This window comes from Hyphomonas sp. (assembly GCF_046313975.1).
Classification (GTDB): domain Bacteria; phylum Pseudomonadota; class Alphaproteobacteria; order Caulobacterales; family Hyphomonadaceae; genus Hyphomonas.
Genome location: NZ_JBKBXB010000021.1, coordinates 37388 through 53994, shown reverse-complemented (window position 1 = coordinate 53994; position 16607 = coordinate 37388). Strand labels below are relative to the sequence as shown.

General features: G+C 64.1%; 13 protein-coding genes. 6 read left to right on the top strand and 7 right to left on the bottom strand.

The window, feature by feature from the left end; genetic code table 11:
- Both ACK4TE_RS09430 and ACK4TE_RS09425 read left to right on the top strand, forming a co-directional pair.
- Positions 1-169: DUF817 family protein (locus ACK4TE_RS09430; protein ID WP_409911252.1), on the top strand; the 169-nt coding region annotated here is incomplete at its 5' end.
- Positions 132-2033 (top strand): acetyl/propionyl/methylcrotonyl-CoA carboxylase subunit alpha, encoded by a 1902-nt coding sequence (locus tag ACK4TE_RS09425; RefSeq protein ID WP_409911249.1) that lies wholly within the window; start codon positions 132-134, stop codon positions 2031-2033. The genes ACK4TE_RS09430 and ACK4TE_RS09425, both read left to right, overlap by 38 nt.
- A gap of 18 nt (positions 2034-2051) precedes the next feature.
- Here ACK4TE_RS09425 and ACK4TE_RS09420 read toward each other — a convergent pair whose 3' ends face one another.
- The 5 genes from ACK4TE_RS09420 to ACK4TE_RS09400 form a co-directional block, all read right to left on the bottom strand.
- A complete protein-coding gene (locus ACK4TE_RS09420) occupies positions 2052-3266 on the bottom strand; it encodes a CoA transferase (RefSeq protein ID WP_409911248.1) in 1215 nt (404 codons plus the stop codon).
- A gap of 56 nt (positions 3267-3322) precedes the next feature.
- Positions 3323-4168, bottom strand: coding sequence for a MaoC family dehydratase N-terminal domain-containing protein (locus ACK4TE_RS09415; protein WP_409911247.1), 846 nt, complete (start codon positions 4166-4168; stop codon positions 3323-3325).
- A 47-nt stretch (positions 4169-4215) separates the two neighbouring features.
- The gene (locus ACK4TE_RS09410) at positions 4216-6015 is read right to left on the bottom strand and encodes a flavin-containing monooxygenase (RefSeq protein WP_409911246.1); all 1800 of its coding nucleotides are present in this window, start codon (positions 6013-6015) and stop codon (positions 4216-4218) included.
- A 107-nt stretch (positions 6016-6122) separates the two neighbouring features.
- Positions 6123-6998, bottom strand: coding sequence for a hypothetical protein (locus ACK4TE_RS09405; RefSeq protein ID WP_409911245.1), 876 nt, complete (start codon positions 6996-6998; stop codon positions 6123-6125).
- The gene (locus tag ACK4TE_RS09400) at positions 6988-8703 is read right to left on the bottom strand and encodes an Hsp70 family protein (RefSeq protein ID WP_409911244.1); all 1716 of its coding nucleotides are present in this window, start codon (positions 8701-8703) and stop codon (positions 6988-6990) included. The genes ACK4TE_RS09405 and ACK4TE_RS09400 overlap by 11 nt, the downstream gene beginning before the upstream one ends.
- Before the next feature lie 137 nt (positions 8704-8840).
- Here ACK4TE_RS09400 and ACK4TE_RS09395 point away from each other — a divergent pair, with 137 nt between their 5' ends.
- Positions 8841-9488 carry a DUF3299 domain-containing protein gene (locus tag ACK4TE_RS09395; protein WP_409911243.1) on the top strand — a complete coding sequence of 216 codons (648 nt, stop codon included), beginning with the start codon at positions 8841-8843 and terminating at the stop codon, positions 9486-9488.
- A 68-nt stretch (positions 9489-9556) separates the two neighbouring features.
- Complete coding sequence (locus tag ACK4TE_RS09390; protein WP_409911242.1) at positions 9557-11473, top strand: PhoX family protein; 1917 nt, start codon at positions 9557-9559, stop codon at positions 11471-11473.
- On the opposite strand, the gene ACK4TE_RS09385 is transcribed toward ACK4TE_RS09390, so the two are convergent.
- Positions 11470-12657 (bottom strand): META domain-containing protein, encoded by a 1188-nt coding sequence (locus ACK4TE_RS09385; protein WP_409911241.1) that lies wholly within the window; start codon positions 12655-12657, stop codon positions 11470-11472. The two genes, ACK4TE_RS09390 and ACK4TE_RS09385, sit on opposite strands and share 4 nt — an antisense overlap.
- A 206-nt stretch (positions 12658-12863) precedes the next feature.
- Between ACK4TE_RS09385 and ACK4TE_RS09380 the strand changes: the two genes are divergently transcribed.
- Complete coding sequence (locus ACK4TE_RS09380; protein ID WP_409911240.1) at positions 12864-13601, top strand: Crp/Fnr family transcriptional regulator; 738 nt, start codon at positions 12864-12866, stop codon at positions 13599-13601.
- 6 nt (positions 13602-13607) lie between these two features.
- Here the strand turns inward: ACK4TE_RS09380 and ACK4TE_RS09375 are convergent, their stop codons facing one another.
- Positions 13608-14048 (bottom strand): RrF2 family transcriptional regulator, encoded by a 441-nt coding sequence (locus ACK4TE_RS09375; protein ID WP_409911239.1) that lies wholly within the window; start codon positions 14046-14048, stop codon positions 13608-13610.
- A gap of 196 nt (positions 14049-14244) precedes the next feature.
- Between ACK4TE_RS09375 and ACK4TE_RS09370 the strand changes: the two genes are divergently transcribed.
- Positions 14245-16602: a TonB-dependent receptor gene (locus ACK4TE_RS09370; RefSeq protein WP_409911238.1), complete on the top strand. Its 2358-nt coding sequence runs from the start codon at positions 14245-14247 to the stop codon at positions 16600-16602.
- Positions 16603-16607: the final 5 nt, after the last annotated feature.

Here is a 16607-nt window from a genome sequence, read left to right as displayed (position 1 = left end):
CTGGGCCTATCCCGGGCAAGAAAATGGCTGGGAAATGGTGTCTTTATCGAAACTCGGATCATGGTATCTGCTGATGATCATCAGTTTCGTCCTGGTCGCCACCGTGCACCGGGGCAGGGGAGGCAAGAACAGTGAAAATCACGAAACTCCTCGTCGCGAACCGCGGTGAAATCGCCGTCCGCATCTTCCGCACCTGCCGCCGCCTCGGCATTGACACCGTCGCCGTCTACTCGGACGCCGACCGCGCCGCCAAACACGTCCGCGAGGCGGACGAAGCCGTGCACATCGGCGCTGCCCCCGCCGCCGAAAGCTACCTGCGCACAGAGGCGATCCTCGCCGCCGCCAAACAGACCGGCGCCAACGCCGTCCACCCCGGCTACGGCTTCCTCTCCGAGAACGCGGCCTTCGCCGAAGCGGTCGTTGCTGCTGGCCTCATCTGGGTCGGCCCGCCGCCCGCTGCTATCCGCGCGATGGGCCCGAAGGATGAAGCCAAGAGAATTGCTGAAGAAGCGGGCGTGCCCGTGCTCCCCGGCTATCGCGGCGAAGCGCAGGATGCGCGTACACTGACGAAAGAGGCCGAAAAGATCGGCTACCCGCTGCTCATCAAGGCCGTCGCCGGCGGCGGGGGAAGGGGCATCCGCCAGGTGTCCAAGGCCGCAGACCTTGAAGCCGAACTGATCAGCGCCGTGCGCGAAGCCGAAGCCAGCTTCGGCGATGGCCGCGTCATGCTCGAAAAACTCGTTGAGCGCCCGCGCCATATCGAAGTGCAGGTTTTCGGCGACCAGCACGGCAATGCTGTCCACCTGTTCGAGCGCGACTGCTCCCTTCAGCGCCGCCGCCAGAAAGTCATCGAGGAAGCGCCCGCGCCCGGCATGCCCGCCGATGTCCGTGCCGCGATGACCGACGCTGCCGTCAAGCTCGCAAAAGCGGTCGGCTATCAGGGCGCCGGGACGGTCGAATTCATCGTGGACGGATCAAAGCCGCTGGCGAAGGACACGTTCTGGTTCCTCGAAATGAACACCCGCCTGCAGGTCGAACACCCGGTCACCGAAATGATCACGGGGCAAGACCTTGTCGAATGGCAGCTAATCGTCGCCTCCGGCGGGAAAATCCCGCTGAAACAGAAAGATATCGAGCTCTCGGGTCACGCCTTCGAAGCCCGCATCTGCGCCGAAGACCCCGCCGAAAACTTCCGTCCCGGTGCCGGCCTCATCCTCGAATTCGGCCTGCTCGAAGAACCGGACGGTGAGTTGGTCCGCTGGGACACCGGCTTCGAAACCGGCGATCGCGTGCCATCGAACTATGATTCCATGATCGCCAAACTGATCGTGTACGGAGAAACCCGCGAGGCCGCGCTCGAAACCCTCACCGACACGCTCGCCCACACCCAGCTCTGCGGTGTGCCGTCCAATGCCGGCTTCCTGCGCCGCTGCGCGCAGTCCGCAGAATTCACCGCCGGCACCCACCATGTGAACTGGATCGGCGAACATATCGACACGCTCGCCGCCGCGCCGGACGCGCACCGCAACGCCTCCCTCCGCGCCGTTGCCACCCTCCTGCTCGAGGATGAAGACGACTACACGCCCTGGGCCATTAATGATGGCTTCCGCCTCAACGCGCCGCCCCGCCGCCGCGTCCTCCTCGCCGCTGATGGCGAAGCCGCGCTCATTGATGCTGATGCTCCGGATGCGGACGAAGCGCCGTTCCCCCTGATCACCGATCTCTCGCCCCGCCGCTTCGCCGTTACTTCCGGCGGCGACACCTTCCTCATCACCATCCCCGAATTCAGCGCCGACGCCGAAGCCGCCCTCGGCGGCAACGCGGTGAAAGCTCCGATGCCCGGCAAGGTGCTCAGCGTCACGGCCAAGGCCGGTGCGCAGGTCGCCCGCGGCGACGTTCTCGCCGTCCTCGAAGCCATGAAGATGGAACACGCCCTCGCCGCGCCGCGCGACGGCATCATCGAGTCCATCCACGCGACACCCGGCCAGCAGGTCTCCGAAGGCGAGCTTCTGGTGGCCCTTGTGGAAGAATAGTCCGATACGCCCCCGGCCCTAGGCCGGTCCTGCGACGATCAAATCATCATGCAGATTCGCAATCTCGCCGTCGGAATATCCGATGTCGGAGAGAATTTCGTCTGTGTTCTCCCCAAGCGCGGGCGCGCGTACGGGCGCAATCCGCTCGGCATCTGAAAACGCAATCGGGTTTCCGGGCGTCAGGTAGGTGCCGATGCCCGGATGCTCCAGCATCGAGAACATTGGATTGTCCGTCGAGATATCCGGGTCCTCCTCCACCGCCTGCTTGAAACTGCGATAGCGGGACCATGTGACCGAACGCTCATTGAACACGGCCTCGAACTCGTCAATCCGCCGCGTATCGAAGAAGGGCTTCAGCACCTCGCTGATCGCGTGCCGGTGCTCGAAACGCGCGCCCTCGCGATTGAGATTGGCGCCGAGGCGCACGGCAAGTTCCTCGAACGCCTCCTGCGTATGCGTTGCGGCCTTGATATTATCCCACTGTCGCTGCGTCAGGCCGACAATGATGATCCGCCCGCCGCACTTGCACACGAAATCCTGCGCATATGCTCCGTACAGTGAGTTCCCCATCTTTGGCCGGTCATAGCCGTTCACAGTCACCTCGCCGATGATCCCGAGATTGCCCAGCATGGCCAGCGCCATGTCCTTCAACGCCAGCTCCACGATCTGCCCGTTACCCGTCAGCCGCCGGTGGCGCTCCGCCGCCAGGATGCCCAGCGCCGCCTGCTGCCCGGTGATACAGTCCCAGGCCGGCAGCACATGCCCGACAGGCTCCGTAGAATCCTCCGGCCCGGTCGCCATCGGAAAGCCCACAGCCGGGTTCACAGTATAGTCCACCTGCGGCCCGCCGCGCCGGTCTCCGGTCACCGACATCATGATGAGGTCCGCCCGGTGCTTCTTCAGCTGGTCATAATCCATCCATCCGCGCACGCGCAGGTTCGTCAGGAAAATACCCTTGCCTTCGCCCGGCTGACAGATCAGGCGCGTGACGATTTCCTGCCCGCGCGGCGTTGTCATATCGACGGCGAGACTTCGCTTGCCCTTGTTGAGGCCCGCCCAGAAAAGACTGCGCCCGGATTTCGTCACAGGCCAGCGCGCATTGTCCAGTCCGCCGCGGATGCGATCAAACCGGATCACGTCCGCCCCCATTTGTGCCAGCGTCATCCCGGCCAGCGGCGCGGCGACGAAGGCCGAGCCTTCGACAATCCGCAATCCTTCGAGGATCCTCACCATAAATTGTCCTCCCCGCGTGCCGGTTTCCGGCTCCACGAGAAAGTAACTAGAGCGTTTTAAGCCTTCGCCCAGTCGAGGCGCGCCTGCATGCAGGCGGCGTCCTCGCCATTCGCCGTGAACAGGTCCACTCCGCCGCTCTCGCTCGTCCGCCCGCAGACGCTCGCCGCATCAAAATCGAACAACGGCCGCAGGCCCCTGAAGCTGAAACTCGCCGCCTGTCTTCCCGGTTGCCAGCGCCGCGCGGCCTCCATCAGCAGGATCGCCTGCAGCGGCCCATGCACCACAAGGCCCGGATATTTCTCGGTCTCCATCGCATAGGTCCGGTCATAATGGATGCGGTGTCCGTTGAAGGTCAGCGCCGAAAACCGGAACAGGAGCACCGGATCCATCGCCACCGGCTCGCGCCACTCGCAGGCACCGACCGGCGTCGGCTCGGGTGGGGAGAAAACCTCCGGGATCGGCATGTAGACGATGTCCTGCTCCTCGCCCATCAGTTCGGCCCCGCCGCGGGACCAGGCGTGGCGCACCGTGACGAACACCATCTCGCCCGAGCGGCCGGTCTTGGAAGACACTTTCGCAATCGTCGAAACCTTGGTCAGCTCATCCCCGATCCGGACCGGGGCGTAAAAGCTGCACCGGCTGCCGGCCCACATACGGCGAGGCAGGGTGATCGGCGGCAGGAACCCGCCGCGCTTGGGATGCCCGTCCGGCCCGACACCCGATGCGCGCACCACTGGCAGGAAATAAAGCCAGAGCCAGAGAGGCGGCAGTTCGGCCCGTGGCCCGAAATCGTCCGGGTCCTGGTCCAGCGTCGCCGCCAGCGCCCGGGCGGGTCCGGGGCCTAACGTGTCTATCTGCACCTCTGTGCGGCCAACCCAGCTCTGGAGCGCGTCATTGTCCATGCACACAAACTAGAGCAAACGCGCGCCGGCTCAAGCCGAAAGCCGACTCAGCTCAGCTCCAGCCCCGGCATGCCGCCATCCTCGCGCCAGGCTTTCAGGATACGGAAATACGCGTTCGGCCCTTCGCCATAGGCATTGTTCTGCGCCGCCCGGTCGCTGGGTTTGCCTTCATTATTGTAATAGCCGGGTGTGCATTCCTCAAGGAATTGCTGGCGCATGATCGCCTTGGCGATGATCGTCTGCACCCACTCTTCCTCCGCCGCCGCGCTCGCCTCGAACGTGCCTGCCTGACGCGCCTTCGTCTCGCTGAGGATATAGCCGATCTGCTCGGCCTGCTCGGCCAGCGAGTGCGGGTAATTCGCCGTAAAGCCCGCCTGTCCCGGCCCCATAAGGAACATGTTGGGAAATCCGTGTACGGCCAATCCATGCAGGCTGCGCATGCCGTCGGCCCAGTAATCCTTCAGATGCACGCCGCCGCGCCCGACCGGATCATACCCCGCCCGCCGCGTATAATCCGTGCCCACTTCAAAGCCGGTTGCATAGACAAGGCAGTCGATCCTGTAGGCCTTGCCATCGACGATCACGGAGTCCTCGGTGATCTCGTCGACACCCTGCCCATTCGTATCCACCAGCGTCACATTCGGCCGGTTGAATGCGGCGAGATAGCCGTCATGGAAGCAGGGCCGCTTGCAGAACTGGCGATACCACGGCTTCAGCTTCGCGGCCGTCTCGGGGTCTTTCACCACCTCGTCCACGCGGCTGCGCACCTGTTCCATCTTCTTGAAATCGGCAAGCTCGGCGAGTTCCGCCAGTCGCTCCGGCGAGAGGCCCTGCTTGTCGCCCTTCGAGGCAATGAACAAGATGTTGCGGATAATGTCCGTCCACCCATCATTCACAAGGTCCTCCGGCTCATAGCCGCCCGAGACCAGTGTATTGAAATTCTCCATCCGCCGGCGCTGCCAGCCCTCGGCCAAGCTCTTCGCCCAGCTCTCATCGGTCAGCCGGTCGCCGCGCACATCGATGGAGGAGGGCGTGCGCTGGAACACATAGAGATGCTTCGCCCCCGCCGCGAGATGCGGCACGCACTGCACAGCGGTCGCGCCCGTGCCGATGATGCCGATCACCTTGTCACCGATCTTGTCCAGCCCGCCCGCGCTCGTCCCGCCGGTATAGGCATAGTCCCAGCGGCTGGTATGGAAACTGTGGCCCTTGAATTTGTCGACGCCCTTGATGCCCGGCAGTTTCGGCCGGTTCAGCGGTCCGTTCGACATCACGACAAACTGCGCGGTGAACCGGTCGCCCCGGTCCGTCTCGATCGTCCAGTAATGCGCCTCGTCATCCCAGCTCATGCCGGTGATGCCGGTGCCGAGCAGGGCGTTTTCATAGAGGCCGAAATGCCGCGCAATGCGGCGCGAGTGTTCAAGGATTTCCGGCGCCTTTGAATATTTCTCCACCGGCATGTAGCCGGTCTCTTCCAGAAGCGGCAGGTAGATATAGCTCTCGATATCGCATGCCGCACCCGGATACCGGTTCCAGTACCATGTGCCGCCGAATTCGCCGCCCTTCTCGATCATCCGGATGTCGGAAAAGCCTTCCTTGCGCAGCTTCGCTGCCGCCAGCAGGCCGCCGAAACCGCCGCCGATCACCGCCACCTCGACATGATCCGTCACCGGTGCGCGTTCAACACGCTCCGTGTACGGGTCTTCCAGATAGTGCGCGAACTGGCCGGCGACATTGACATATTGCTCATTGCCATCCTGGCGCAGCCGCTTGTCGCGCTCGGCGCGGTAGCGGGCTTTCAGCTGTGCCGGGTCAAAGCCAAGGTCAAGCGCACCAGTATCGGCCATCGGGTCTGTCCTCCGTCATCGCGGCCGGGCGGCTTACCGCGCCCTGTGTCCGCATCTCGGCCAGAATCTACCTTCGATCCGCCGCCCGCAACAGTCGTTACCCGGCGTCAGCCGCCACCGCTGTTGCGCGTGAAGAACTGGAACAGCGCATAGCCGATGATACCGCCGGCCGCGCCCAGCCAGCCGATCCCGCCGCCTGTCTTGTCCGGCCGTGTCTCGGTGTGCGGCTGGCCCATCTCTTCCAGCGCGCGGCTGAGCTCAGCCTTCTTGCGCTCCTCCATGGGCAGGCTCTCCACGGCAATCTGGCGCCGCACGCGCACCAGCCAGTCATTCATCTTGCGCACCCAGACCTGCGTCACCGGCTGGCGCGTCCAGCCGAAATAGCCGTCCAGCGTGTCGAACAGGTCCAGCGTCAGCCAGTCCGGCCGGCGCAGCTCCGGCGGGTCCAGATTGAAACCCGTCCGGTCACAGAGGAAGTCGCGCACGCGCCATTGCAGCGTCTGGTAATCCTCAATGCCGGAAACCTCATCTGCCTCGACAATCGCCATAACGCGCTTCACGGGGACACCGAAAGGCCCGCCCGTCAACACATCCACCAGCGCCGCCATGGCGCGGTTCACAGCGATGTCGTAGTCTTCTTCCTCTTCGGAATCTTCCTCGGGCGGATCAACATGGTCAGGGGCGGTCACCAGCTCTGGCGCCGGCTCTTCCACCAGAAAATTTTCCTGCACGGCGTAAGATGCAGAGAGCACCTCCTCTTCGGCATCCTCCTCCCACGCCTCCTCATCCGGCGCGTCGCCATATTGTTCGCGCCACCGCGCTTCGCTGCGGGCCTGTTCGAACGCAGCGCGCAGAGCCATGAAGCCTGCACGGTCGTCCTCCGGCCGCGTCAGTTTCAGCCGCTCGGCGTAGGCGCGGCGCACATCCGCTTCCGTCGCCGACTTGCGGTCGAGGCCCAGCAGCCGGAACGGATCAGAAGACATCGCCGCCTTCATAATTGACGATGATCTGCTCGATCTGCCGGCGTGCCTCATTGATCTCGCGCGTGTCTTGGCGTCCCAGTACCGCTTCGAACTCGGCTATCAGCCTGCCGATGGACTGGCGCCGGTCGCCGAGGGAATTTTCATACGCCGCCTTCATCCGTGCGATCAGCGCGGCATTCTCCTGCTGCTCGCGGGGGTGGATCTTGATCGCCGACAGCGCCTTCAGCCGCTTCTCGATCTCTGCGCGTGGCAGGCTTCCGGGATTGCCCTCGATTACCAGCCGCTCGGTCTTGTTCGTCGCGAGCGGCCGTGCCTCCACTTCCAGCACGCCGGATGTGTCATAGGTATATCGTACGTCCACGGACTTGTCGTCCTTCGGTCCGCCACGCAGAGGCACATGCAGCGTGCCGATCAGGATATTGTCTTTCACATACGGGCTCTCGCCCTGATAGATCCGCAACACGATTTCAGTCTGGTTCGGATGCAGCGGCGAGATGATGTCGGATCTCGACACCGGCACCACCGTATTGCGCTCGATCATCGGCGAGAAATGTCCGTGCTCGAACTTCCCTTCGCCGACGCCGATCGCGGTCTCGAAGCCCAGCGTGAACGGGCACACATCCGTCATCACCACATCGTCCAGCGCCTTGTGCCGCGCGGCAAGTCCCGCCTGCACCGCCGCGCCCAGCGCCACGACATGATCGGGATCGATCGAGTATTCCGGAAACCGTTTGAACAGCCGCGTCACCAGCTGGCGCACCGCGTGCATCCGCGTTGCCCCGCCCACCGTGATGATCCGGTGCAGGTCGTCGGCGCGCAGGCTCGCATCCGAAATCGCCCGCTGGATCGGCAGGCGCAGCCGCTTGAGGATCGGGTCGGTGATCTCGTCGAACTTTTCGCGCGTGATGCTCACGGCCCGCGCCTCGCCCTTCAGGGCAAACTCCGCCTTCGCCTCCGGCGCTTCGGTCAGCGCCACTTTCATGCGCTCCGCCAGCGCGCGCAGCCGCGCCCCGTCCTCGCGGCTCACATCTTCCGGTTTGATGCCCAGCTGCCGGCCCAGCTCCAGCGCCAGCATGTCGGTGAAGTCCTCCCCGCCGAGAAACGCATCGCCCGCCGAGGCGCGCACTTCCATAACGCCGGAAAACATCTCCAGGATCGACACGTCAAACGTGCCCCCGCCAAGGTCTACCACAAGAAAGGTCGACTCGCCCTGCCGGTTCTGAAGGCCGTAGGCGAGCGCGGCGGCTGTCGGCTCGTTGATCAGCCGGTTCACCTTCAGGCCCGCAAACTCCGCCGCCGTGATCGTCGCCTTGCGCTGGATGTCGTTGAAATAGGCCGGCACCGAAATCACCGCCTCGTCCACCGCGTGGCCCAGATGCGCCTCCGCATCCGCCCTCAGCGCGCGCAGCACGAAAGAGGAAAGCTCCTCCGCCCGGAAACTCTTCTTGCCGAGCTTCAGCTCATGCTCGGTGCCCATGTAGCGCTTGAAGCGCGCCGCGGTCAGCTGCGGATGCGTCAGCAGCCGGTCCTTCGCCGCGCGCCCCACCAGCAGCGTACCATCCTCCGCATAACCGACTGCCGACGGCGTCAGCACTTCGCCAAGGCTGTTGGGGATCAGCTTCGGCCCCTCATCGGTGAACACCGCCACCAGCGAATTGGTCGTGCCAAGGTCAATGCCGATCAGGGTCTTGGAAGGCGTGGTCATGGGGGAGGAATATCTGCCGCGGTTGAACGTTCAGCCTTAGCGGCTAGTGCCCGGCGCTCCAAGCCCTGCCTTAGCCCCATTGCCAAACCCGGAATCCCGGGGAGGTTAGGGCGGTTCAGAATTCCGGAGCCTTCTCCATGCGACTTTTCCGCATCCTACTGCCATTGCTGCTGCTCGCCGCGTGCTCGCCTGCGGCAACAGAGACAGCGCAGGCGCCCGTGGCCGGGGCGGACGCACTAGCGCCTGAAACTCCTGCCACTCAGAAATCTGATGCGCCTACCCAATACTGGGGCGTGAAACCCGGTGAGGCGCTGCCCATCGTCTGGCAAGACCTGATGCCGCCTGGGGCGGAGGAAGAACTCATCCGCCAGATGACCGAGTTCTACGACGCGCTCGAAAAGCGCTATGGCGAAGGCTTTGTCATCGAGGAAGGCGGTGCAGACGACACCATGCCGCAATTCGGCACCTTCGACGTGGCCCACGAGCTCGACGGCCAGCTCGTCCGCATCCCTGGCTATGTGGTGCCCCTCGATGGCACGGAGCAGGGGCGCTACACGGAGTTCCTTTTCGTGCCCTATATGGGCGCCTGCATTCACTCGCCGCCGCCGCCGCCCAACCAGATCATCCTCGTGCGCGCGCCGGAGGGGCAGGCGATCACCGACATCTGGATTCCCTACTATGTCGAAGGCACGCTTTCGACCGGCGAGTTCCTGAACGACACCGGCAACGCCGCCTACGCCCTCGACTTCAAATCCCTCGAGCCTTATCCCATCCCGGAGCCCTGAGAGCCGCCTACACAAATCTGTCGCACGCCGGTGCCAGTAGGGTCACGCACGAGGAGAGGAGCGTCATCATGGACAGTTCGGAAAACATCACTGCCAACCCCCGCATCGCTGCGGGCGCGGAGACCATCTCGACTCTCATCGAACGCCGCCTCTCGCGGCGCGGCTTTCTCGGCGGCCTCGCCGCCGCGTCTGCGCTTGCCGCGTGCGCAACCCGGCCTGAAGGCGACGCTGCCTTTGCGGCGCAGGAAGAGGCCGGCGTTTTCCGCTTCACCGAACTCGCGCGCGGCCTCGATGAAACGCACCACGTCGCCGAAGGTTACCGCGCTGACCTGCTGATGCGCTGGGGCGACCCACTCTGGGAAGACAGCCCCGCTTTCGATCCGCTGAACCAGTCCGCCGCCGCGCAGCAGCGCCAGTTCGGCTACAATAACGATTTCATCGGCTTCGTGCCGCTTGATCCGTCTGAGGACGGATCGCCGCGTGGCCTTCTTTGCGTCAATCACGAATACACCTCCACGAACCTGATGTTCCCGGGTGTCACGAAGGGCTATCCGGCGACGGTCACACGCGAGATCGCGCTCACCGAAATCGCCGCGCATGGCGGCACCATCGTGGAAATCCGCAAGGGCGCGACTGGCTGGCAGCCGGTGATCGGCTCGCCGTTCAACCGCCGCATCATGGCCGATACGCAGATGGATATCCACGGCCCCGCCGCCGGCCATCCACGCCTGCGCACGACAGACGACCCCTCCGGCACGCTTGTGCTCGGCACGATGAACAATTGTGCCGGCGGCATCACGCCCTGGGGCACCTACCTGATGGCGGAAGAGAACATCAACGGAAACTTCCTTGGCAAGCTGCCGGAAGGCCATCCGGAGGCGGACAATCACAAGCGCATGGGCGTGCCCGGCGGCTGGTATCAGTGGGGCCGCCATGTCGACCGTTTCGATGTCTCGAAGGAGCCCAACGAGCCGAACCGGTTCGGCTGGGTCGTCGAGGTCAACATCGCTGACCCCACGTCCAAGCCCCGCAAGCGCACCGCGCTCGGCCGTTTCAAGCATGAAGGCGCCGAAACCGTACTCGCCCCCGATGGCCGCGTGGTCGCCTATATGGGCGACGACCAGGTGTTTGATTACGTCTACAAGTTCGTCTCCGCGCGCGCCTATGTGCCGGGCGTCACTGGCTTCGAGGATAACCTGCTGGATGAAGGCACGCTGTACGTCGCCCGGTTCGATGCCGATGGCACGCTCGCCTGGTTGCCGCTCGTGCACGGGCAGGGGCCGCTGACGGCGGAGAACGGATTTCATTCGCAGGCGGACGTTCTGATCGAAACACGCCGCGCGGGCGACCTTCTCGGCGCAACGCCGATGGACCGTCCCGAAGATGTCGAGGCCAATCCCGGCACAGGCCGCGCCTATGTGATGCTCACCAACAACAAGGGCCGCAAGGCGGATGATGTGAACGACGCCAATCCGCGCGGGCCAAACCGGTTCGGGCACATCATTGAGATTGTCGAACCGGGCGGCGATTTCGCCTCCGAAACCTCGCGTTGGGAAATCCTCGTCAAGTGCGGCGATCCCGCCGTCGCGGAGGTCGGCGCGGTGTGGAACCCGCTCACGACCGAAAACGGCTGGTTCGCCAGTCCGGACAATTGCGCCATCGACGCCTCGGGCCGACTGTGGGTCTCCACCGATGGCAATGACGATACCGGCGCGGCAGACGGCCTCTGGGCGCTGGAAACGGAAGGCCCCCGGCGCGGAACCGGAAGGCATTTCTTCCGTGTGCCGGTCGGCGCCGAGCTGTGCGGCCCGCGTTTCACGGCAGATGGCGAGACGCTGTTCGTCGCCGTGCAGCACCCCGGCGATGGCGACGGTGCGAGCTATGAAGCGCCCACTACACGCTGGCCGGATTTTGGTGACGCCTCACCGCCGCGCCCCAGCGTGCTGGTCATCACGCGTGAGGGCGGCGGCCCGATCGGCGGCTAGCGGCGCAGCAGAACGCGCTTGCCCGCGTCGCCTGTCAGCTCCAGCGCGCCATCCGCAAGGATGGCCCAGCTGAGCTTGCCGGTCAGCGCTGCCGTGTACCGGGTCTCCTGCGCATTCAGAGCTTCACCGAGACAGGCGCGGCGCGTCATGGCGAGCGGGCCGAGCGTCACGCTTGATCCGTCAGCGGAATATGTGCCGCTGAAGCTGTTGCAGCCGCCCGAGCCGGAAACACGCCGGTCCGCGCCGAAGGTCAGCGTCAGGCGCGAATTGTCGATCACGCCGCCGCGGTTGATATCCTCAACCACCCAGGCTGCGCCCTGAAGCATTGCCGGGTCGCCCGGCACGCTGTCCTGCACAGGCCGCGCGACAAATCCGATGCCGTCTGCGCCTGTAAGGACAAGGTTGCCCAGCCCGTCAATCGTGAAGCTCGCCGCGCCATTGAGGATGGAGGCGAACTTCATTTCCTGCCCCATGATGCCATCGTCCATGCAGGCCATCTTGGTCATGCCAACGTCGGAGAAGGTGAGCGCATCGCCCGCCTGCTCATAGCTGCCGAAGAAACGGTTGCAGCCTGTCGAGCCGCTGATGCGGCCATCGTCGCTGAAGGCAATCTCCGGCTCGCTTCCGGCAACAACGGCCGTGCCGCCCATGCCGTCTACCTTCCACTGCGTTCCCGCGAGCGGAGCTGCGTCCACCATCGGCGAATAGGCCGCGACCATCACCATGACGATCTCGCCGATGTCATAGGTGCCGGTGCCATCGGCGGCCACGGGGACGATATGGGCGGTGTCCGTGGTCCACAGCAGCGTGTCATCCGCGCCGCTGATCGAGGCGCGCACGGTATAGGTCATGCGCGGATCGAACGGGACTTCCGGTGTCAGCGTGAAATTGCGCGGCACGCCGCCATCGTCGAGCCGCGCAGACCAGGAGGCGAGATCCACAGCCGGCGTATCGGCGCGCGAGGTATCCTGCAGCACCACCTTGAGCACAGAGCCCGGCGGCGCAATCATCCGCTCAGGGTAGGTTGCGCTTCCGGTCACAACCGTGGTCGCGGCAGGCATGAGCGTCTCCGTTGTCGAAGCCTTCGGCGTATAGCCGGGGATCAGGCAGCAGGCGCTGACACTGCCGAGCGCAAGGGCGGCAAGTGGCGCGGCGATGCTGCGGCGAAGCATATGCATGGGCATGTCTGATCTCCTTGATGGTCCAGGCTCGGGGTTGCCTATCGCCGGCATGTGACAAATTCGAGGCCGCAGTGCGGGCGCGCGTCCGGCTTGCGCACGTCTCTGCGGGGAATAGTCGTAACTTTTAACGCGAAAGGGTGTGTCATGTGATTGACAGATTGGCCCGCTGCTCTAGCTGTTGTCGGGAGTGCTTGTAGGGGAGGCGCTTGATGCCGGAACGCTATCAGATCAATCTGAACCGGGGCCATTGGTATGACCAGTTGCCGCCACGCATCCGCGAGGATGTGGAGCGCAGCGCGGTGCGCCTGAAGTTCAAGCGCGGCAAGCCGCTGTTCCGGCAGGGCGATCCGGTGAAGGGCCTGTTCGGCTTCCTGTCCGGAGAGGCGCAGGTGATCGGCACGACGATTTCCGGGCAGGACATTCTCGTCGCCATGCACCGCGCCGGAGACTGGACCGGGTTCCTCGCCTGTCTTGACGGGGGCAGCTATTCAATGACCGTGACCGCCTCGCAGCCCTGCGAGGTGCTGCACCTGCCGCTCGCTGCGGTGCAGCGCATCTTCATGCAGGACGTGGCGAGCTATGCCCTGCTTGCCGCGCCGGAATACGCGACCCAGCGGGCGGTGTATTCGCATGTGGTCGAGCATCTGTCCTTCACGCCGCTGCAGCGTCTCGCGCGGCGGCTCGTGGACCTTGCGGGTAGTCCGCATGCGGAGATAATCACCTCGCGCACGATCATGCCGATCACGCAGGACCAGATCGCCCTGTCGATCATGTCCTCGCGCCAGTGGACCAACCGCCTGCTGCAACACCTGGAGAAGGCCGGCCTGATCGCCCGCGGCCGCAGCCGCATCGACATCCTCGACCTGCCGCGCCTGACACAGCTGGCCGTCTACGGCGAAAGCGGTTTCATGTTGCCGGAAATGACCAACGCGCCTGCCGAGGCCTGATCTGGCCTAAAGTTCCACGGGCAGCTTCTTCGCAGCACCGCCCATCGCATCCGCGAGCGTCGTGGTGTCGAGAATAGCGCGGGTGGCATCGGCCACCTCTGCAAACACACGGCGCAACTTGCACGCCTGCTCGCTGGCACAGTCGCCACAGCGCCGGTAAGCCATCTTCGACAGGCAGGGCAGCGGCGCGAGCGGCCCATCGATCAGGCGCAGCACTTCCCCGAAGGTGATCATCTCCGGGCGGCGCAGCAGGAGATAGCCGCCCGCCTTGCCGCGCCGGCTGACCACGAGGCCCTGACGCTTGAGGTCCAGCAGGATCTGCTCAAGGAATTTTCGCGGGATCACTTCCTGTTCGGCAATCTCGCTGATCTGCATCGGCTCTCCGCCGGGTGCGCCCGCCAGGGCGAGCAGGGCCCTCAGGGCATATTTCGATTTCTGCGAGATCATGCCGGATTCCTTCGTGGCAGCGGTCTGCCAGAGTTCAGCGTTTCTAACAAGAAGACTCATTCAGTCGGGTTAACATACAGAAGAATAAAGGAGATTTGTCTGCATTTCTCAAGCCTGAACTGTGCCTTTCAAAATTCTAACTTTTCAATCACGATAAAATAAGTCGTGTATGGAGGCTCAGCTTCAGGAGAGCCTCATGTCACCCCCTCACCACGCCCTGCTGGGTATTGCACTCGGCGCGCTCGCGCCGGTCGCAGCGGCGCAGTCCGTTCCTGCTCCGGATGTTTCCTCCCCGTCGGAGGAGGCGGAGCTGCGCCGCGAAACGATCACGGTCACAGCGCGTCGGGTGACCGAGGAGCTGCAGGATGTCCCGATTCCGGTTTCGGTGCTGACCGAGAGCTTCATTGCCGAAACCGGCGCGTTCAATGTCGGGCGCCTGCGCGAGCTGGTGCCGACGCTGCAATTCTACACCACCAATCCGCGCAACACGGCGATCAACATTCGCGGCCTCGGCGCGCCTTACGGCCTGACCAATGACGGTCTTGATGCCGGCGTTGGCCTCTACATCGATGGCGTATTCCTCGCGCGCCCGGCTGCAACGACGCTGGATTTCATTGATGTCTCCCAGATTGAAGTGCTGCGCGGCCCGCAGGGAACCCTGTTTGGCAAGAACACGTCCGCCGGGGCGATCAACATCTCGACGAAAAAGCCTTCTTTCACACCGGAAACCGAAGTCGAGCTGACCTATGGCAATCTCGGATTCATCCAGGCGAAAGGCTCCATCACCGGGCCGATCACGGGCAAGCTGGCGGGACGGCTTTCCTTTTCCGGCACCCAGCGGGATGGCACGCTCTATAATGTCGCCGAACGCAACGACATAAACGACCTCAACAATCTCGGCATCCGCGGCCAGCTCCTGTTTGACGCGTCGGAGACGCTGGAAATCATTCTTGCGGCGGACTCCACGCGCCAGCGCCCGAACGGGTATGCGCTGGTTCCGGCAGGGGTCGCGCCGACCTTGCGCCCTGCAAATCGTCAGTATGCGGCGCTGGCGAACTACTTCGGGTATTCCCCGCCGAGTTTCAACCCCTTTGACCGATTGACGGACGCTGACACCTATCACCAGTCCAATCAGGATTTCGGCGGCGCATCGCTGACCGTGAACTGGGATATCGGGCCGGGCACCCTGACGTCGATCACGGCCTGGCGCCTGTGGAACTGGGGCCCTTCAAATGACCGGGATTTCCTCGGGCTTCCGATCACCACCGTTTCGGCGAACCCTTCCGAGCAGACACAGTGGACGCAGGAGTTGCGCTATGCCGGCGACCTGAGCGACAATCTCAGCTTCGTGGTTGGCGCCTTCGCCTTCTCGCAGGAGATCAACTCGACCGGCAATCAGGAACAGGGCGCCGCAGCGGCGCGCTGGCTGCTCAGCCCCACATCGACCGGGTGGGACACGCCGGGCCTGCTCGATGGATATGGTCAGACGTCTGACATTCAGTCCGAGAACACGAGTGCGGCGCTCTTTGGCCAGCTGGAATGGCAGGTGACCGACCGGCTGCGTGTGCTGCCGGGGCTTCGCCTGAACTATGACGAGAAGAGCGTTGACTATGACGCGCAGGTCTATGGCGGACTGCAGACCAGCAATCCGGCACTGATTGCGCTGCAGCGGTCAGTGCTGGCGCCGCTGGCCTATCAGGCCTCTGCTGATGACACGAACCTCTCCGGCCAGCTGACGCTCGCCTATGCGGTGACCGAGGACGTGAACGCCTATGCGACCTATTCGACAGCGTTCAAGTCGGTCGGCCTGAATCTGGGCGGCATCCCGAATGATGCGTCCGGCGTGCCGGCGGTGGAGCTGGCCACCGTCAAGCCGGAGGATGTGAGACATGTCGAGGCAGGCCTGAAGACCGAGTTCTGGCCGGGGGTCACCGCAAACGTCACCGCCTACCGGACGGAGATAGAGGACTATCAGGTGCAGGTGGTCAATGCGCAGGTCGGGGTGCTGCGCGGCTATCTTGCCAATGCGGAGAAGGTGCGTGTGCAGGGGGTCGAGTTTGACGGCCGCGCGCGGATCAATGACCATTTGAGCGCCTATGCCGCGCTGGCCTGGACCGATGGCCAGTATGTGTCCTTCCCCGATGCGCCGCCGGCGCTGGAGGATACGGGCGGACCACAGGCGGTGGACATTTCCGGCTCGCGTCTTCCCGGCATTTCGGAATGGTCCGGCTCACTTGGCGGCGAGGCGCGCTGGAATGGTGGCCTGCTGGGCCGGGAGGGGGAATATTTCACGGCGCTGGATGTGTTCTTCCGGTCGGACTTCTCCTCAAGCCCGACGGAGTCGCGCTACCTGTCCGTGGACGGATATTCGGTGCTGAACGGCCGGGTCGGGTTCCGCTCGGCGAATGGCTGGGATGTGTTCCTGTGGGGCAAGAACCTGCTGGATGAGGAATATTTCGAACTGCTGGCCGCGCAGCCCGGCAATTCGGGACTGTTCGTCGGCCAGCCGGCCGATCCGCGAACCTATGGTATCACCCTGCGGGCGAAGTTCTGACGCAG